This window comes from Cupriavidus sp. 10L43_2 (assembly GCF_056395265.1).
In genome coordinates this window covers 21,405-39,966 of record NZ_JBFTJE010000002.1, presented here as the reverse complement: position 1 = coordinate 39,966, position 18,562 = coordinate 21,405, and the positions used below count along the sequence as shown (strand labels likewise).

Genomic DNA, 18,562 nt, shown 5'->3' with positions numbered 1-18,562 from the left:
CGATCCGCCGCACCAACATTCTCCGACCAGAACTCGTACTGCAATTTTCATACAGTGAGTGCTACATGAGTGAATGATCATACATGGCCCTAAAAGCAGTTGCAAGTTAGCGACGAAATACCGTTGTAGTTCAACAGTTTAGAATCATTAGCCACCTCGTTTCTGCGAGCCGGAATCCACACCTCATCAGATTTCCATCTGTCATTGTCAACGCCGATGTGCTAACGTTGGTTAATGGAGCGTTCACTACATGAAGTGAACGGATCCAGGTTGAACGGGGTCCACGACAGGTGGGCGAGAGGCAAGAAGAATGAACAACGAACTCGACAATTCCCGGCGCACCGCGCCGGCCTGGAAACCGGCCTCCGAGAGGAGCGCCGCCGAAATCGCGCCAACACTCGATGGCCCCCCATCGTCATGGCTACCCGACCTTGACATGCACACGCTACGGCGGGCCTCCCGGACCCTGGCCACGGAGGTCATGCCGGCCAGGCGCCTGGGCACCCTGCTCCATGCCGCCATGCAAAGCACGGAGGCCACGTGGGGCTTTATCGCGGTCGTGCACGCAGACAGCTGGGAGACCGTAGCCAGCGCCACGGCATCGGACGCCCAGGCCTTTTGTACCGAGCCCCTGCCCATGGCCGACCTGCCGCTGTCCATCCTGTCGACAGCCATCCACATGCAGAGCGGACTGGCGCTCCACGATGCCTGCGCCGCGCATCATTGGGGGGGCGACGACTATGTCCGACGTTGCGCGCCCCGCTCCGTAGTCTGCGTGCCGATGCGGTGCGATGGCGCGGCGGTCGGCGCCTTGTATCTGGAACACCGGCACGCGGCAGGCGCCTTTACCCCGGCAAAGATCGCCGTGGTCGAGATCATTGCCTTGCAGGCCAGCTTCGCCCTGGAAAACGCGCGCCTTCATGACGCGCTTTCGGTGCAGGGCGCGCGGCTGAGCAGTACCGAGGAAAAAATGCGCGATACGCTCTCGGAACTGGCGCGTGCCAGCCAGCTCAGGGCGCTCGGGGAGATGGTGGCGTCGATCGTGCACGAAGTTGCGCAGCCCGTCTCGGCCCTCGACTCCTCTGCCCGGGCCGGCCTGAGATGGCTCGATCGCAGCACCCCGAACATCGATGCCGCCCGCGAAATGCTCGCGCACATCTCCGCCTGCGCCATGCGCGCCCGCACCATCATCAGCGGCCTGCGCGCGCAGGCGCGCCAGGTCGAGCCGACCTTCACCGCCTTCGACCTCGGCGAGGCCGTTCGAGAGGCGGCAGAGATCGTCGCCTGCACGCTCGATGCCATGAACGTGCATTTGCGCCTCGATGCATTCCCGCCTTCGACGCAGGTACGCGGCGAACGTGTGCAATTGCAACAGGCCATCATCAGCCTGCTGATCAACGGCGCGGAATCCATGCATGGGCAGCCGGCTGGCGAAAGACTGCTGGTGCTGGCATGCAGCCCCTCGCAAGACGTGCTGCGCATTGACATCGACGACGGCGGCGAAGGTTTCCATCCGCAACTGGCGGACCGCATCTTCGAGCCGCTGTTCACCACAAAGCCGAACGGCATGGGCATGGGCCTGACCATTTGCAAGGCCATCGTGGACGCGCATCAAGGTCAACTGGACCTGACCCCGCGCCCGGAAGGCGGCACGCGCGCCACCATCACGCTGCCGCGCCTGCCTGCCCTCTGGAGCGCGATGCAATAGGCACGTTCACGGCACCAGGAGCAGCTTGCCGGTGGTCGCCCGCCCTTCCATGTCGGCATGGGCTTGCGCGGCGGCCGCCAGCGGATAAACACCGCCGATGGTCGTGCGCAACCTGCCGTCGAGGACCCACCGGAAGAGCTGCGCCGCGTGCGCCCGAAGGCGTTCCGGCGTACGCACATGATGGGCGAAGACCGCGTAGCCAAGCTTGACGCTCTTCGGCAGGCTCATGATGTCGATGAGACCGGGGCCACCCAGGACCGGCCCGAACCAGCAGAACGTCCCTGCAACCCGGAGCGAATCCATTGACCCTTGAAAGGTCGCGGGACCGGAGCCGTCATAGACGACGTGCACGCCCTCGCCGCCGGACAGGCGCACGGCCTCTTCGGCAAATTGGCCAGCCTTGTCCACGATGACGTGGTCCGCTCCGGCATTCCGCGCGATCACCGCCTTGCTCTCCGACGATACGCGGCCAATCACCCGGCCGCCCCGGAGCTTGATGATCTGCGTCAGCAGCAGCCCAACGCCACCGGCCGCCGCGTGTACGAGCGCGACGTCGCCAGGTTGCACGGGATAGAACTCGGTCGCGAAGTGGCTGGCGGTCAGCCCCGCCATCATGATGGAGGCAGCAGTCCGATCGTCGATGCCATCGGGCACGGGCACCAGGGAGGTTGCCGGGACCACGGCCATCTCGGCATAGCTGCCGGGCGCGTAAGCCCAGGCCACGCGCTGACCGAGCTGGATGTCGTCGACGCCTTCACCGGTGGCCACCACCCGTCCGGCACCTTCGACGCCCAGCGCCTTCGGGTAAGGCATTTCCGTCCAGAACTCCCCCCGCCGGACGCCAATGTCCATGAAATTCACGCCCGAAGCGGCAACCTCGACCAGTACCTCCCCTTTTCCAGGCACCGGGATGGGCGCCTCGACCACATCGATCACGTCCGGGCTATTCAGCATTACGACTTTCATTTGTCATCCTTTCTTGAACGTTCGTTCCAAAATAGAGAAAAAAAACAGCTCACCGCAGCGCTTTCAGCGTGAGCTTTCCAAAGGTGCGCAATTCCGCCTCGCCGGCTCCAGCACGGGCAGCGAGCCGAATGGCAGCGAAATTCGCCTGCAGGAATCCGGCGATGTGATGCGGATCGAGATCCGCTGCAATATCGCCGTCAACCTGTGCTTCCTTGATTCTGGCGGTAAAGGCCTTGGCCAGGACGTTCGCCGCATCATGACGAATCTGGGTCAGGTCCGCGCGCTCGGTACCAAACTCGCTGATCGAACTGACGCCCAGACACGGCTCGCCGGCGTGGATTACCACCCGTTCGACCATCCGCTGGATGCCCTCGAAAGCCTTGGCATTGCTGTATAGCGTGGCAATGTGCGCCTGCGTTTCCGCCCCGGCATAGCGCTCCACCGCGGAACAATACAGTTGCCATTTATCGTTGAACGTGGCGTAGAGGCTCTGCCGCCCGATTTTCATGGCGGCGGTCAGCATCTCGGTGGACGTACCCGCGAAGCCATGCTCCCCGAACACGCCGATCGCCGCGTCGAGGACTTCGTCCTTGTTGAATTCTCTTGGTCTGGCCATGGGTGAAATCTAGGCGTTCTGGAACGATAAGTCAAGAATTCCGGCCATTTCGATTGTGAGGGCATCCGGCGGGGCGCGGCGCAACTGGCATATTGCTGGCTTCGACGCGTGCAGACAACGCCAGACCACCCGGAGACCCGCATGGATGCCACCCGCCCGACCGATGACTCCCAGACCGCGCTATGGAATGGCACGGCCGGCAATGCCTGGGTCGATGCCCAGGCGATCCTCGACCAGCTGTTCCAGCCGTTCGAAGACCTGCTGGCCCGGACCACGACTGAGCATCAGGCGCGCGCCGTCCTGGACGTGGGATGCGGCACCGGCGGCACTACCGTGGCCGTGGCCCGGGCGGCCGGCCATGCGACCGGGATCGATATCTCCGCCCCGATGATCACCGCCGCCCAGGCCCGCGCCGCCCGCGAGCAGGTGCCGGCGCAGTTCATCCTCGCCGATGCCCAGACGCACGCCTTCGCCCCGGCCAGCTTCGACCTGATCATCTCCCGCTTCGGCGTGATGTTCTTCGACGACCCGGTGCGCGCCTTCGCCAACCTGCGCCAAGCCCTCCGCCCCAACGGGCTGCTGCGCGTCATCGCCTGGCGCAGCGCCGGCGAAAACCCCTTCATGACCACCGCCGAACAGGCCGCCGCCCCGCTGCTGCCCGAACTGCCCCCGCGCCAACCCAACGCCCCCGGCCAGTTCGCCTTCGCCAACGCCGCCCGCGTCGAACAAATCCTAAAAGACAGCGGCTGGCACGACATCGACCTCCAGCCCATCGACGTCACCTGCACCTTCGCCGAAAAAGACCTGCTCACCTACATCACCCGCCTCGGCCCCCTGGGCCGCATCCTCCCCAACCTCGACGAAACCCGGCAGAAAGCCATCATCGACGTAGTACGCCCGGCGTTCGACCCGTACGTGCACGGCGAGACAGTCAGGCTGGATGTGGCGTGCTGGATGATTGGGGCGGAGGGGTGAGGTTTGTCGGGTGTCATTGGCCGATATCGCGCAATTGAATAGGATGGCCGGCTTGATATGACATCACTTTTGAGAGGCACTCCGACATCATCCGCGCAATAAGATTCGTCGCCCTATGGCTGGCACTTGGTTCAATGCCGGTTTACGCGGCGCCCGCTGCCACGGTCAACGAGCGGACCTTGCGCGAAGCGTGCGGAGCGTATTCGCGGGCTGGCATGCGCGAATGCCTTGTGGCGAAAGTCGACGAAAGTCGGAAAGCATTGAAGGCTGCCGAGGCGGAGGCCAGTGGCCGACTTGCCGGATGGGATGAAGACCCCAAATACGTCAATTTCGCAAAAGTGCGATTGGCTGCCAGCACGAAAGCCTTTGCCACCTATCGCAAGGATCAGTGCTCGCTTGCCGCAGCGCTGGGCGGCGGCGCGATTGGCAACGCGTTGGAAATCTGGCGGTTGGCCTGTGAGGCCGAGCTTAACCACTGGCGCGCCGACCAGCTTCAGCGGGCCACGGTCGACCTGCCTTTGAAGTAAATGTGATGGCCCCCCTGCGCCACCACCTAAGCCGCCACCACCGCCTTCGACTCCTGCACCTCCCCGTCCCCCAGGATCTCCCGGGCGCTGGCCGGGCGGCGGTACAGGTAGCCTTGGGCGCAGTCGACGCCGACTTCGGCCAGCAAGGCGTGCTGTGCTTCTGATTCGATGCCTTCCGCGATGACCACCAGCCGGAAGTGGTGGGCCATTGCCACGATGCTGCGCAGGAGGGCCCGGCCGTCCGGGGAGACGTCCTGGGTGAATTGCCGATCGATCTTCAGGTAGTCGAACGGGAAGTTGCGGATCATGTCGAGGTTGTTGTTGCGCGTGCCGAAGTCGTCCACGGCCAGGCGGATGCCGGCGTGGTGCAGGCGGTCGAACGCCTCCATGGCCGCGCCGTGGTCGGCCAGCAGGTGGCGCTCGGTGATTTCCATCACCAGCCCGGAGCCGTCCGGCATCGATGCCTGCAATGCCGCCAGTTCCGCCGCGAAGCCCTTGCGCCGCAGGTTCAGCGGCGCCACGTTCACGGCAACATGGAGCGCGCGCGTCGGGCGGTAGCGGTTCATGTCGTCCACGGCCTGATGCAGGACGAAGCGCGTGATGTCGTCGATCACCGCCGTCGATTCCACGGTTTCGATGAACGACGAGGGCGGAATCATGCCCCAGCGCGGATGGCGCCAGCGCAGGAAGGCTTCCACGCCGATGGTCTCGCGCGTGCGCACCGCCACGATCGGCTGGTAGGCCAGATGGAACTCGCCACGCCGCAGGCCCTGCCGCACGGCCTGGAGCAGCAGCCGCTTCGGCGCGGCCACGGCCAGGAAGCCGGCCACGGCCAGCAGCCCGAGCAGCAGCCCGATGGCGCCGATGAACAGGGCGTAGCGGTGCAACAGCTCGCAGGAGAACGCCGGGGATGCCGCCACCGCCACGGTGAGGGGATATGCGGTGGAGCGGGCTAGCGTGCTGCGTGGGATGGCGGTGGGCGCGTCGCGGTAGGTGCCGTCCTGGTCCATCGTGGCCTCGCCGACGCTCAGGGCGATGGTGCCGGCGCCGAATTCCTTGCCGTGCGCCAGGGTGTCCACGAGGTAGGTGCCGTCGATCAGGAAAATCGCGCCCTGCGAGGGCTCGGTGGCGCTGGGCAGGTACAGCACCAGCGCGGGCGCCTGTTCGCGGAACGGCGTGCGGCCGACCAGCACGATGCGCTGCTGTCGCGCGGCGGCCTTGTTATCGCCGAAATACCAGCTCAGCGGCACCTTGATCTCGCCGCGCGCCGACGAGCAATAGATCACGTCATTGGCCACCACGGCCGCCGCGCGCGCATAGGGGATGTAGCTTTCGCGCTCGCGCAGCGGGCGGCCGATCTCTGCGCAGGGCCGGCCGGCCAGCGGCGCCACGTGCAGGGCGCCCTCGCGCTCGACGGTGGCGATGATGCGCTCGATGGCGGCCACCACGTCCTGGGCGACGATCGACTCGCGGCGATCCACCAGTTGCTGGGCATACTGCTGCCCCACCCACAGCGCACTCGCCGTGGTCACGGCGCACACCACCAACGACACCAGCCACGTGACGGGCGAGAAAGACCATCCCTCGAAGCGGTCGCGCCATGCCATGCCCAAGACTTCCCCTCCGCCAACCTGGACTGTCCGCTGATTGTGGGCCGGCCTGCCGTTTCAATGCTGTCCGACAAGCGCCTACATGCGCGTCGCTGTGGCGTTTAGTCCACTGGCTCGAGCCTGCGGTACTGGTTGTAATGCCGGATGGCGCGACGCGGGTCGCCGAGGGCCTCGTGCAGCCGCGCGGCGTTGTAATGCGCATCGGCGAAATCAGGGGCCAGTTCGATGCACGCGTGGTAGCTCTCCAGCGCCTCGCGCGGCGCGCCGGCGTCTTCCAGCGCCACGCCGAGGTTGAAGTGCAGCAACGGCTGCGCGGGCAATGCCGCGAGCGCGGCCCGGTAGCTGGCCACGGCATCGGCATGGCGGCCCTGCTCGCTCAGCAGGCAGCCCAGGTTCAGCCAGGCGTCGAGGTAGTCCGGCGCCGCCGCTACGGCCTGACGATAGGCCGCTTCGGCGCCGGGGGCGTCGTCATGCTGCTCGCTGGCCACGGCGCGTTCGAACCAGCCGGTGGGATCGGTGTCGCCGACCGAGGGGGACGGCGCTGCCGGTGCGCGCGCGTGTCGCAGATCGACGATATTGCCCGATGGGTGCGGCGGTCTGCCGGCCGCGTCCAGGTCGAGCACGAACTGGCCGGTGTCCACGTGCCAGCGGCCCTGGCGGTCTTGCACGGTCACGTCGCCGCCCACGGCGGACAGGCGCAGGCCGGTAGGCGGCCGCCCCTCGCCCAGCCCCTGCAGCCGTTTCAGGGAGCGGGTGATATGGCGCGTGGGAATACGCGAATCGCGCAGCGACTGGGCCGTGCGCAGCAGCACCACATCCTGGAACGTGAACCGATAGGCCTGGCGCGCGCCGCGCCGGGGGGCGATCACGCCAGCGGCGATCAGCGCCGTCACCACGGTGCGCGAAATGCCCAGAACGCCCTGGACATCGCGCATGGAGTAGTCATCCATCAATACGCATCCGTCATCGCGCTAGCCCTGCTTGCGAGCGCGTTTTGGCTCGGCGGCGGTCTTGGCCGGCGCCGCAGCGGCACGGCGGGCGGTCTTGCGTGGCGCGGTTTCGGCAGCGGGGGCGGCAACCTTCCCCGCACTCTTGGCCGCCGCCGGCTGGCGCTTGTTCGCGCCGATGCTCTTGCGCAGGGCCTCCATCAGGTCGATGACCTCGCCGCCGGACGGCGCCGGGGCCTCGGCCGCCACGGTGATCTTCTTGCCGGAGATCTTCTTGTCGATCTGCTCGAGGATGCGTTGCTTCTCCTCGTCGGTATAGGCCGAGGCGTCATAGCCCTTCACCGAGTTTTGCTCGATCAACTGCTGCGCCAGCGCCAGTTCGGCGGGCTGCACGTCGGTCTCCTCGACGTGCAGGTCGGCCATGTCGCGTACTTCGTCGGCATAAAGCAGTTGCTGGAGGATCAGGCCATCGTCGCCGACGCGGATCTGCACCATGTACTGCTTGCCCTTCCACGACCACTTGGCCAGCGCGCAGGTCTTGGTCTTGCGCATGGCCTCGGCCAGCAGGTTGTACGGCTTGGCGCCGCGCTTGTCCGGGCCCAGGTAGTAGGGCTTGTCGTAGTAGATCGGGTCGATGGCGCCGGCGGGCATGAACGAGACGATGTCGATGGTCTGCTGCGCGGCCTCTTCCAGCGCGGAAAGCTCCTCGGGCGTGAACGTGACGTAGCGGTCTTTCTCGAACTCGTAGCCCTTGACCATCTCGGCGCGCTCCACCACCACGTCTTCCTTCAGGCAGATGTACTGCTGGCGCAGGCGCGAGCCGCAGCCCTTGTGCAGCAGGTTGAAGCTGATGCCGGACTTGCTCTCGGTGGCCGAGAACACTTTCACGGGAATCGACACCAGCCCGAAGCTGATGGATAGCGAGGCGATGGAACGTGCGGCCATGGCGCAGCCCTCCTGGAGATTCCTGTCGTTCCGTCGAGTCTAGTCAACGCGGGGCCCTGCCCGCCAGCGGGCGGGTGCCGCATGTTCGTGACGGATCACCTCCCACAGCAAAAATGTCGATCATGGCTCACATCGATCAATCGTCGGCGGCCCGGCGCGCACGATGCTGGCGCCGGTACGCGCCCGGGGCGATGCCGAAATGCTGGGCGAACACGCGGCCGAACGCGGCCTGCGAGGCGTAGCCGCACTGCTCGCCCACGGCGGCGGCGGAGAGCCCGTCCTGCCGCAGCAGCCGGGCGGCGCGATCCATGCGCAGCGTGGTCACCAGTTCCAGCGGGGTCATGCCGCCGAGTTGGCTGAAGCGCCGCGCCAGGGTCGCGCGCGAGACGTTGCACAGCGCGGCCAGGCTATCGACGGTCCACGGCTGTTCGGGCGCCCGCACCACCGCCTCCACCACGCGCGCCATGCGGGCGTCCGCCATCAGCGCGATCAGCCCGCGCGACACCCCGCCCCGATCGATCAAGGCCCGCAGCAGCACCGTGAACAGCGCCGTGGACAGGTCCGCCACAATCGCCGCCCCACCCGGCCGTGGCCGGTCCGCCTCGGCATGCATCATGCCGATCAGCCCGCGCAGCCAGCTCGCATTCCCGTTAAGGTTGGGATCGTCGGTGCCGATGCACAGCACCTCCGGCAGCGTGCGCAGCAGCACATCGGCCGAACTGCCCAGCACGAAGGTGCCGCACAGGATGTCCAGCGGCGCGGCGGCGCCGGGCACGGTGACTTCGGTGACCACCCCGTTGAAATGGCGCGACGCCGCCACGGCGCGCGAGCCGGCCTGCAGGCCGATCAGCGTGTGGGCGGCGCCATGCGGGAACAGCAGCACGTCGCCGGCGGTGGCGCGCAGGCGGCCATCGCCCACGGCAATCTCGATCTCACCTTCGAGGATCACGTGATACGGCACGTGCCCCGGCGCAGCCTGGGCGTTGAAGGTCGACCAGACCCCCGCCACGCGGCAATGCAGGTCCACGGTGCCCGATGGCGCGAGCAGGCGTACGAGTTCGCTGAGACTATCCATTGAGACGATTGAGCAAATAGTTGAGTGAATTCTAGTCCATTCGGATCGTCGGCGCTCCTACTATGGAGTCCAAGGAAGCGCCACGCAGCACGGTGTCTCCGCAGCAAGGAACCCAGAACTCTCACCCATCGCATCAGCAAGGAGTTGCAATCATGACCACCCGTCTCCATACCGCCCCCGTCCAGCAAGCCACCGGCCAGACCGCCGAACTGTTTGGCGCCATCCGCAAGGGCCTCGGCAAGGTGCCGAATATGTACGCCACCATCGGCAGCAACGCGCCGGCCGTGCTGGCGCAGACGCTGCAGGTCGGCGAAGTCGTCAAGGGAAGTTCACTCTCTGCGCGTGAACGGGAAGCGATCAACCTGTCCGTGAGCGAGCACAGCGGTTGTGACTACTGCGTGGCCGCCCACACGATGATCGCCAAGCTGGCTGGCTATACCGCTGAGGAAACGCGCCAATTGCGCCAGGGCAGCTATCCGCAGGACGCCCGGACCGACGCGCTGGTGCGCTTCGTCCTCGAACTGGTGGGCACGCGCGGCACGTTGCCGGCCGCGAGCGTGGAGGCAGTGCGCGCCGCCGGCTTCAACGACACGCAGATCGTGGAGGCGGTGCACGCGGTCGGCGCCATCCTCTTCACCAATATGATCAATCGCCTGAACGACACCACACTGGACTTCCCGGCCGTGTAAGGATCAGGGCGGATGGGCGGTGCGTGGTCAGCCACTCAGCGCCACGCGCTGCCCATCTGGATATAGAAGGCGTTCTGGTCCCGGCTGTGGGCGATGTCGATCCCCATCGAAATCCCCAGCTTCCGCGCGATGACATAGCGGAAGCCGGTGCCCACGCTGACCACGGTGCTGGCGTCCGAGAAGTCGTTCCAGCGTCCGTAGGCCTTGCCCACCCCGCTGAAGGCGAGCACCGACCAGCGCGGCGTGACGTCCCAACGCAACTCCACCTCGGAAACCACGGCGTTGCGGTCCTGGTAGCGGCCTACCTGTACGCCGCGCAGGTCGACATAGGGCTGTGCATAAAACGGCACATCACCCGTCGAGAACTTGGTGTCGGCGCGCAGCCCCAGGATCAGCGTGCGGGCGATGGGCAGCCAGGTGAAACCCCGGGCGTTATACATATTGAAGTCCTGCGAACTGCCGAGCGCCCCGCGCGCGAACTGGGCCTCGAATTCGGCATAAATCCCCTTGCCCGGGAAGAAAATATTGTCGCGGGAGTCATAATCGACCACGAGTGCACCCTTTCCGATGCGCTGTTCGCTGGTCACTCCCCCCACTTCCGGGGCGTTGCCGCCGAATTTGAACGTGGCCGTGGAATCGAAATAGGTATAGCGCGGTCCGACATACCAGTGCGAATCGGCCACGCGGAATAGCACCTGCTGCACCAGAAAAACCCCGTCCAGCGAATAGTGACGCGGCTGGTTCGACAAGCCGAAATACTCCAGATTCGCGCTCACCTTGGCGATCGCGCCGAGGTAGCGGATGCGGTCGCCCTGCCAGGTATGGAAATGCGCGAGCCCGGCCGCCCAGGTGCCATTTTCGGTATAGGCGCCGCCGATGCCGGTGATGTTGGGTGGCGCAGGGCCCTCGCCGCTGGCGTGGGCCTCGGCGGCCCGGTCGGCCAGCGATTGCGAGAAGAACAGCAGCCCGAGCCCGAAGCCATAGCCGACGGCCGGCTCCGTGATGATGGTCGGCACGGGCAGCGCGCCCTTGTGGTGGAGCAGGAAATCGCTCATGTCGAGCATGCCGTCCTCGGGGTCGAAGAACGACAGCGGCGGTTTTTCCGACTTGCCTGGCGGGGCGGCTGGTGGCTGTGCCTGCGAAGGGACCAGCGCGTCCGGCACCGGTTGGGCATGGCCCACCGATGCGGCGGCCGCAATCAGGCCCGCCATCGAGGCCCGGGCGAAAGGATGCATGGTGGCTCTCATCGATGAGCTGGCGTGCTAAACGGGGCGACGCCCTGCGGCGAATGTAACGTAGCCTGCGCCTCCATGACCGGATCGCCGATATGAACGTTCTTGCGCGCGTGTTTAGTTTTCTTTTCCAGGCGCCCTGCGCCAGTGTCGATGCCGTACCTTGCAACTTACCCGCTTGGGTCATCCATCATTATCTCGAAGGAAATCGTGCCACCCGGATGGGTGATTATCTAGGGGATTATTCTTGGGCGGCAATTTAGATACCAGCGGCATTTACATCAAATCACAATAAAATTGAATTCACATTTTTTACAAGATTTGCCAGACTAGCTGCGGACATGGCATGGGGCACATGTCCCGGCGCGCACCGCGTATGCGCGCACGCCACCGAAGGCAAAGAACAGACGGCCGTATCAGCCGCGCTCACGCGCTGGCGAGCCGTCGCGCGGCTTGATCGATTGGATGCAAGAGGGGGTAAGCGCAGTGAACCACTACACCAAAGACAACTTCCAGCTCACACAGAGCATTGGCTTCCATCTCAACAAGGCGCGCAACAGCCTGCTGCTGGAGATGGATTCGGCCCTGCGTCCGCTGGACATCAATGGCCAGCAGATGGGCATCCTGCTGTCGCTGAACCGCGGCATGGCGACCACGCCGTTCGAGATCAGCAAGCTGCTCGGCATCGACAGCGGACTGATGACGCGCATGCTCGACAAGCTGGAGGAAAAGCGGCTGCTGGAGCGCAGCCGGAGCATCGACGACCGGCGCGTGGTCAATCTGATCCTGACCGAGAAAGGCAAGGCCGTCGCCACGCAGATCCCCGATATCGCGCCCGAGGTGCTGAACCATCACCTGAAGGGCTTCAGCGAGCAGGAATTCGAGGAATTCCGCCGGCTGCTCCAGAAGTTCGTCACCGGCAACTGACCGGAGCCGCCCGCCTCCCGCTCCTGCCCCGCTAGGCTGCGGGGCGAGACAGGCTGTCCACGGCGCGCCACGCGGTATCCACCGCGCCCGTCACCGATGCACTGCCGGCGCTGTCCGCGCCGGCAATCCGCACATTGCCGACCCCTCGCCCCGCCTGTTCCAGCGCGGCCTGCAGCGAGGCGTCGTCGGGCGCCAGCCCGCCCGGCATATAGCTGTAGCCATGCGCCCAGCGGTTCAGCGTAATCCCACGTATCTGTTTCGATGAAGCGAAGCCGCCCGGGGCCAGCATGCGGTCCAGTTGGGCGCGGATTTCGCGCTCGAGGGCGTCGAAGGGCGTGCCCAGCAGGAAGGCGCGACCGGCGCGGAAGCGCTCGCGCGCGCTCATGCCGCTGTCCGGCACCGTGGGCACGTAGAGCATGTGAAGCACCGCCGGATTGGCCGGATCGGCCGCAGCACCAGCCGGCGCCTCCAGCCACAGGTCCGAGTACGCCATGGTCGGCGCATGAATGCGCCACGCCTTGAGGGTCTCGAAGGCGCGCCAGTCGTCCAGCGCCACCTTCGTATACACCAGCGGCGCCTTCACGCACGCGCGCAGCGTGGCCTTGGCCGGCACCGGCAGCGTCGGCAGGATGAACGGCACCATCATGTTGTAGCCGGCCACCACCACGTGCTGCGCCTCCACGCGTTGCAGGTTGCCTTGCCAGCCATAGGTCACGCGCGTGATGCGCACATCGGGTTCGATGGCCACCGCCGTACTGTTCAGGCGCACGCGCACCGGACTGCCGTCGCGGTCCAGCCGGGCATAGTCGAAGCGGGCATCGGCCAGCCCCGCGCCACCACGCGATGCCGGGGACACGCCCGGCACCAGCGCCTGGATCAGCGCCCGGGCCAGCGTGGCGTTGCCATCGGCAAACCAGAGCCGCGAGGCTGGCGACTTGCCGAGGCGCGGATCGAGCACCGGCTTGGGCATGCCCGCCCCCGCCGGCAGACCGATGGCGATAGCCTGCGCCACCGAGATGCCGTCCGCGTCGAGCGCATAGGCATCGTGGCTGCGGCTGCGCAGGAAACGCACGGCCGGCAGGCCAAGCCCCGCTTTCTCGCGCAAGAAGATCGCATAGCGCGTCCGCTGGAGGTAGGCCGTGCGATCGGTCCCACTCATCTCGGCGAGGTAATCCACCCCGCCCTGCGCCAGCCGCAGCAGCGCCTGCCGGTCTGCCGGGGGCAGTGGCGCGGCATCGAGAAAATGGGCGATGCCGTCGGCGGGCGGCTGGCTGGCGGCGTTCCGGGCATCGATCCCGTCTGCGAACGGATCGCCCGCGAGCCACTGGTCGCGGCCGAAGTGCTCGGCGTCGAAGAACACCGCGCGGCCCATCCCCCGGCGCTGATAAGCGTCGCCCGGGCCGGGTGCCGGCGCGGTGCGGATGTCGATGCCCACCCCGGCCAGCATCGTGCGCATGGCCGCGCTGTCGGTGGCGGATGGCGGCATCTCGGCGCTGCCGCCATAGCTCACCAGCGTCTTGCCGCGCACCGTGAATTCGTTGCGCTTGGCGTGGCCGCCGAAGTCGTCGTGATTGTCGAGGATCAGGATGCGCCGGTCCGCGCCGAACTTCTGGCGATAGAACCAGGCCGTCGCCAGCCCGCTGATGCCGCCGCCCACTACCACGAGGTCATACGACTCACGCGCCAGCACGGTCGGGTATGTGGTGCCTTCGCGCGCCAGCCCGTGGGCCAGCGTAAACGTGCCGGCATGGTTGCCGCGCAGCCCGGTGAGCGCCGGCGGGTAGCCGGCCGCCGTGGCCTGTGCACGCACCAAGCCCGCCGGGGCGATACCGGCCGCGATGGTCAGCGCGGCGCCATTGAGGAAGTCTCTGCGAGTGATCGTCATGGCGTCAGCGCGATGGAGGCCGTGCGGGTTCGGGCGTGGGCGTGCCGAGTTCGCGCCGGCGGGCGGCCACGGCGGCCTCCGTCACGGGCGCGGCACGGTTGCCCCAGCTGCCGCGGATGAACGTGAGCAGGTTGGCCAGCTCCTGGTCTTCCATGGTCCAGCCATAGCCGGGCATGTGGTAATCGGTGGGCGCGGTGCTCACGCGCGCGGTGACGGCGCCTTCGAGCAGCAGGTTGATCAGCGACGCCGGGTCTGGATCGGCCACGGTCGGGTTGCCCGCCAGCGGCGGAAACACCCGCGCGAAGCCACGTCCGCTGGCGTTGTGGCAGGGCATGCAGAACGTGGCGAACTGGCGCGCACCGGCCGCATCGAATCGACCCTGCTCCAGCAGCGTGGTCACGGTGGGGTCGTAGCGGAATGGCTGGGTCTCGCCGCGCGTGCCGGGCAGTGACTTCAGATAGGTGGCCACGGCGTCCAGGTCGCCCGGCGCCATATGCTGCGTGGACGCGGCGATCACCGTGGACATCGGCCCGAACGAGGTGGCGTGGGCATTGCGGCCGGTGCGCAGGTACTCGGCCACGTCCGCCTTCGTCCACGCGCCGAGGCCCGTGATCTGGTCGCCCGTCAGGTTGGTGGCCGACCATCCTTCGACGGACGCGCCAGCCAGGAAATGCCGGCTGCGCTCGTCCAGGCCCTTCTCCCCATACAGCGGCCCGCGCGGCGTATGGCAGGCGCCGCAGTGCGCCACGGCCTGCACCACGTAGGCGCCCCGGTTCCAGGCGGCGCCCTTGGAGGCATCGGTACGCACGGGGTCATCGCGCAAATTCAGCCAGTTCCAGGGCACCAGCAGCCAGCGCATGTTGTACGGCCAGCGCATCTCGGCGTCCGGGTTGGACTGGCTGACCGGCCTGACCTCGGCACGCAGGTAGGCGTAGAGCGCCGCCACGTCGTCACGTGTCATGCGGGCATAGGACGTGTACGGCATGGCCGGATAGAGGCGCTTGCCGTCGCGCGCCACGCCGCGGCGAACGGCGCGGTCGAAATCATCGAGCGAATACTCGCCGAGGCCCGTGGCGGCGTCAGGCGTGATGTTGGTCGAATAGACCGTGCCGGCGCCGGTGCGCAGCGGCAGACCGCCGGCCATGGGCGCCCCGCCCTCCTTGGTATGGCAAGCGGCGCAGTTAGCGATGCCGGCCAGGTAGCGGCCGCGTGCGATCTGCTCCGGGGACGGCGCGCTCGCCGGCGCCGCTGCCCGCGCGGGCAGCGCAGTCAGTACGCTCATCACGGTCAAGGCCGCAAGCGCGGCGAGGGCGGCCGGCAACCACCTTCCGAAACATCGCATGGGGCGCATCCTGTAATCGGACTGCATGGGGACGGATTGGACCCGACATCTTGCGGCCTGAGCCCGAAACGGAACAGAATCAGCCGCATGACTTTTTACCGTATCAGATTTGCGCCGATTCCCAAAGCATGAAACGTTATGAAGCGTTGGCCGAGACACTGGCCGCCGACATCCGCAACGGCACGCTGCCGCCCGGCACGCGCCTGCCCTCCATCCGCAAGACCGTGGCCCAGTATGGCGTGAGCCCGTCCACGGCCTTCCAGGCCTACTACCGGCTCGAGGAGCGCGGGCTGGTGCGGGCGCGCGAGCGATCCGGCTACTACGTGGCGGGCGCGGCCACCCGCGTGCTGCCGGCGCCCCGGGCGCACGCGCCGCAGAAGGTGTCGACCGAGGTCGATGTCTCCCGGCTGGTCTTCTCCGTGCTCGACGGCGCGCGCGAGCGCGATCTGGTGCAGTTCGGCTCCGCCTTTCCCTCGCCCGAGCTGTTCCCGTGGGAGCGGCTGGGCAAGGCGCTGGCGCGCGCCGGCCGCGAACTCGATCCGTGGAACAGCGTGGACGACCTGCCGCCGGGCAATGCCGCGCTGCGGCAGCAGATCGGCCTGCGCTACCTCGGCACCGGCGCGCCGCAGCCGGTGGACGACATCATCGTCACCAACGGCGCGCTCGACGCCCTGAACCTCTGCCTGATGGCCGTGACCGAGCCGGGCGATGTGGTGGCCATTGAATCGCCGGGGTTCTACGCCGCGCTCCAGGCGCTGGAGCGGCTCCGGCTCAAGGCGGTGGAAATTCCGGTCGATCCCGTCGATGGCCTCGATCTGGACGCACTGGAGGCCGCCCTCGGGCGCCATCGCATCAAAGCGTGCTGGTTCATGACCCAGTTCCAGAACCCGATGGGCGCCAGCATGGCCGAGGACCGCAAGCGCGCGCTGGTGGCCCTGCTCGCGCGCCACGGCGTGCCGCTGATCGAGGACGATGTCTATGGCGAGCTGTACTTCGGCAACCGCTGCCCGCTGCCGGCCAAGGCGTTCGACACCGAAGGGCTCGTGATGCACTGCAGTTCGTTCTCGAAGACGCTGGCGCCGGGTTTCCGCATCGGCTGGGTGGCGCCCGGGCGCTACGGCGAGGCCATCCGCCATCTGAAGCTGATGACTACGCTCTCCGCCGGCGTGCCCACGCAGCTGGCGTTGGCCGAATACCTGCGCCATGGCAGCTACGACAAGCATCTGCGCCGGCTGCGCCATGTGCTGGAAATGCAGCAGGGGCAGATGATCGACGCCATTGGCCGGTATTTCCCCGACGATGTACGCGTATCGCGGCCTGACGGCGGTTATTTCCTGTGGGTGGAGTTGGGCGAAGGCTTCGACGCGCTGGCGCTGCATCAGGCGGCCCGGGCGGCGGGTATCGGCATTGCGCCGGGGCCGGTGTTCTCAGCGCGGCAGGGCTTTCGCCATTGCATCCGGATCAACTACGGGCACGCCTGGAACGAGACGGCCGAGGCTGCGGTGAAGACACTGGGCACACTGGCGAAAGCCGGCCGATAGCCGACGAAGCCCGACGATTCAGGCGCGGCGACGCCAGGCCCAGTAGGCTTCCACCAGCCCGAAGCCGCCCTGCATGACGAGGGCCAGCACCGCCGCCGGCACGGCGCCGGCCAGCAGCAGCGTGGAATCGTTGAGCGCCAGACCGGTGGCGATCCGCTCGCCGTAGCCGCCGGCCCCGACGAAGGCGGCGATGGTCGCCGTGCCCACGCTGATGATGGCGGCCGTCTTCACACCGGCCAGGATGATCGGCATCGCCAGCGGCAACTCCACATAGCGCAGCACCTGCCCGGTCCGGAAGCCCAGCGCGCGCGCCGCATCCCGCATGCCCGGCGCGATTTGTTGCAATCCAGTACAGGTGTTTCTGACAATGGGCAGCAGCGCGTAGAGGAACAGCGCAACCATGGCCGGCCAGACGCCGATCTGGCCCAGCAGCGGGATCAGCATGGCCAGCAGGGCCAGCGAGGGAATCGTCTGCAAGACGCTCACCACGGCCAACACCGCCTGCCCGAGCCGGCGCCGGCGCGCCGCGACAATCCCGAGCGGCACGCCCAGCAGCGTGGCCGCCCCTACTGCGCCGCCGACGAGCGACAGATGCCGCACGGTCAGCCGCCAGGTATCGGCGCTCCAGAGCACCCCGCCGAGGCCATCGCGCCGGTCGCCCTTCTTTTCCCCCGTCGACGCGCCCCCCGCCCCGCCCACGAACCGCCGCGCGATGGCCCCGAAGGACTCGCCATCGATCTCGGCCGCCGCGTTCATGTCGATCATGTCCGTCACGCTGATCCGGCCGGCCAGCCCCTGCAACGCCTGCCATGCGGCCGGATGCCGGCGCGGCGCGTCGAGCCGATAGACGATCACGGCTTCGTAAGGTGGAAAGACATGCCGGTCGTCCTCCAGCACGCGCAGGTGGAATTTGCGGATCTTGGCGTCGGTGGAATAGATGTCGGTGGCGTCGATCTGCCCCTCGGCCAGCGCCTCGTAGGCAATGCCATGGTCGATGCCGACCGGCCGCTGCGTCAGGCCATAGCGCTGCGCCAGCATCGGCCAGCCATCGGCCCGGCCCAGGAACTCGTGCGACAGGCCAAGCCGCAGCCGGGGCTGGCCGGCAAGGTCGGACAGCTTGCGCAGATTGCCCGCGCGGGCGTCGGCCACCGCAATCGCATAGGTATTCTCGAAGCCCAGCGGGATGCCCGCGCCAAGGCCCATCGGCGCCAGCGCCGCGTTGATCTGGGCCAGCGTGGCGCCCGGCGGCAGCTTCAGGATCTCGCCGGCCAGCGTGCCGGTGTAGTCGGGATAGAGGTCGATGCTGCCCGCCTTGAGCGCCTCGAAGACGATGGCGGTGTTGCCCAGGCCCGGCAGATGGCGCGCCTCGCTGTGCGCAGCGGCGGCAGTCTGGGTCAGGATTTCACCGAGGATGTACGACTCGGTGAAGCGCTTGGAGCCAACGCGCAGCGGCTCGGCCTGGGCAGGGCGGGCGCACAGCAGGGCCGCCATGAGCGCCATCCACGCCACGAGCAGCGGGAATGCGGTGGGAAAACGCTGGGTCGAGGCAGGCAAGCCGGGGCTCCGCGTGGGGATGT

At 67.2% G+C, this 18,562-nt stretch carries 16 protein-coding genes; 6 read left to right on the top strand and 10 right to left on the bottom strand.

What is annotated here, in order from left to right:
• Nucleotides 1–310 precede the first annotated feature (310 nt).
• Nucleotides 311–1,708 carry a GAF domain-containing sensor histidine kinase gene (locus AC1DEL_RS02495; RefSeq protein ID WP_454757102.1) on the top strand — a complete coding sequence of 466 codons (1,398 nt, stop codon included), beginning with the start codon at nucleotides 311–313 and terminating at the stop codon, nucleotides 1,706–1,708.
• 6 nt (nucleotides 1,709–1,714) lie between these two features.
• Here AC1DEL_RS02495 and AC1DEL_RS02490 read toward each other — a convergent pair whose 3' ends face one another.
• Nucleotides 1,715–2,674, bottom strand: a complete 960-nt coding sequence (locus AC1DEL_RS02490; protein WP_092297811.1) for a quinone oxidoreductase family protein — start codon at nucleotides 2,672–2,674, stop codon at nucleotides 1,715–1,717.
• A gap of 49 nt (nucleotides 2,675–2,723) precedes the next feature.
• Nucleotides 2,724–3,290, bottom strand: coding sequence for a TetR/AcrR family transcriptional regulator (locus tag AC1DEL_RS02485; RefSeq protein WP_092297808.1), 567 nt, complete (start codon nucleotides 3,288–3,290; stop codon nucleotides 2,724–2,726).
• Nucleotides 3,291–3,431: 141 nt separating this feature from the next.
• Between AC1DEL_RS02485 and AC1DEL_RS02480 the strand changes: the two genes are divergently transcribed.
• Nucleotides 3,432–4,265 (top strand): class I SAM-dependent methyltransferase, encoded by an 834-nt coding sequence (locus AC1DEL_RS02480; RefSeq protein ID WP_477125155.1) that lies wholly within the window; start codon nucleotides 3,432–3,434, stop codon nucleotides 4,263–4,265.
• Nucleotides 4,266–4,399: 134 nt separating this feature from the next.
• Nucleotides 4,400–4,792, top strand: coding sequence for a lysozyme inhibitor LprI family protein (locus AC1DEL_RS02475; protein ID WP_477125154.1), 393 nt, complete (start codon nucleotides 4,400–4,402; stop codon nucleotides 4,790–4,792).
• Nucleotides 4,793–4,818: 26 nt separating this feature from the next.
• On the opposite strand, the gene AC1DEL_RS02470 is transcribed toward AC1DEL_RS02475, so the two are convergent.
• From AC1DEL_RS02470 to AC1DEL_RS02455, 4 genes are all read right to left on the bottom strand, one after another.
• Complete coding sequence (locus tag AC1DEL_RS02470; protein ID WP_092297799.1) at nucleotides 4,819–6,399, bottom strand: EAL domain-containing protein; 1,581 nt, start codon at nucleotides 6,397–6,399, stop codon at nucleotides 4,819–4,821.
• Between the two features lie 104 nt (nucleotides 6,400–6,503).
• On the bottom strand, nucleotides 6,504–7,352 hold the full coding sequence (locus tag AC1DEL_RS02465) for a tetratricopeptide repeat protein (protein ID WP_092297796.1): 849 nt from the start codon (nucleotides 7,350–7,352) through the stop codon (nucleotides 6,504–6,506).
• Nucleotides 7,353–7,373: 21 nt separating this feature from the next.
• Nucleotides 7,374–8,294: a non-homologous end joining protein Ku gene (gene ku / locus AC1DEL_RS02460; RefSeq protein ID WP_092297794.1), complete on the bottom strand. Its 921-nt coding sequence runs from the start codon at nucleotides 8,292–8,294 to the stop codon at nucleotides 7,374–7,376.
• 136 nt (nucleotides 8,295–8,430) lie between these two features.
• A complete protein-coding gene (locus AC1DEL_RS02455) occupies nucleotides 8,431–9,369 on the bottom strand; it encodes an AraC family transcriptional regulator (protein WP_441590857.1) in 939 nt (312 codons plus the stop codon).
• Nucleotides 9,370–9,521: 152 nt separating this feature from the next.
• On the opposite strand from AC1DEL_RS02455, the gene AC1DEL_RS02450 reads away from it, so the two are divergent.
• Complete coding sequence (locus AC1DEL_RS02450; RefSeq protein ID WP_477108061.1) at nucleotides 9,522–10,058, top strand: carboxymuconolactone decarboxylase family protein; 537 nt, start codon at nucleotides 9,522–9,524, stop codon at nucleotides 10,056–10,058.
• A gap of 35 nt (nucleotides 10,059–10,093) precedes the next feature.
• Here AC1DEL_RS02450 and AC1DEL_RS02445 read toward each other — a convergent pair whose 3' ends face one another.
• Nucleotides 10,094–11,293 carry a BamA/TamA family outer membrane protein gene (locus AC1DEL_RS02445; RefSeq protein ID WP_255370910.1) on the bottom strand — a complete coding sequence of 400 codons (1,200 nt, stop codon included), beginning with the start codon at nucleotides 11,291–11,293 and terminating at the stop codon, nucleotides 10,094–10,096.
• Between the two features lie 483 nt (nucleotides 11,294–11,776).
• Between AC1DEL_RS02445 and AC1DEL_RS02440 the strand changes: the two genes are divergently transcribed.
• A complete protein-coding gene (locus AC1DEL_RS02440; RefSeq protein WP_441590852.1) occupies nucleotides 11,777–12,217 on the top strand; it encodes a MarR family winged helix-turn-helix transcriptional regulator in 441 nt (146 codons plus the stop codon).
• 31 nt (nucleotides 12,218–12,248) lie between these two features.
• Here the strand turns inward: AC1DEL_RS02440 and AC1DEL_RS02435 are convergent, their stop codons facing one another.
• Together AC1DEL_RS02435 and AC1DEL_RS02430 are read right to left on the bottom strand one after the other, a co-directional pair.
• Nucleotides 12,249–14,102: an NAD(P)-binding protein gene (locus AC1DEL_RS02435; RefSeq protein ID WP_477125153.1), complete on the bottom strand. Its 1,854-nt coding sequence runs from the start codon at nucleotides 14,100–14,102 to the stop codon at nucleotides 12,249–12,251.
• A gap of 4 nt (nucleotides 14,103–14,106) precedes the next feature.
• Complete coding sequence (locus tag AC1DEL_RS02430; protein WP_477125152.1) at nucleotides 14,107–15,384, bottom strand: cytochrome c; 1,278 nt, start codon at nucleotides 15,382–15,384, stop codon at nucleotides 14,107–14,109.
• 188 nt (nucleotides 15,385–15,572) lie between these two features.
• On the opposite strand from AC1DEL_RS02430, the gene AC1DEL_RS02425 reads away from it, so the two are divergent.
• The gene (locus AC1DEL_RS02425) at nucleotides 15,573–16,985 is read left to right on the top strand and encodes an aminotransferase-like domain-containing protein (protein ID WP_441590846.1); all 1,413 of its coding nucleotides are present in this window, start codon (nucleotides 15,573–15,575) and stop codon (nucleotides 16,983–16,985) included.
• 18 nt (nucleotides 16,986–17,003) lie between these two features.
• Here the strand turns inward: AC1DEL_RS02425 and AC1DEL_RS02420 are convergent, their stop codons facing one another.
• On the bottom strand, nucleotides 17,004–18,485 hold the full coding sequence (locus AC1DEL_RS02420; protein WP_441591166.1) for an ABC transporter permease/substrate-binding protein: 1,482 nt from the start codon (nucleotides 18,483–18,485) through the stop codon (nucleotides 17,004–17,006).
• Nucleotides 18,486–18,562 lie beyond the last annotated feature (77 nt).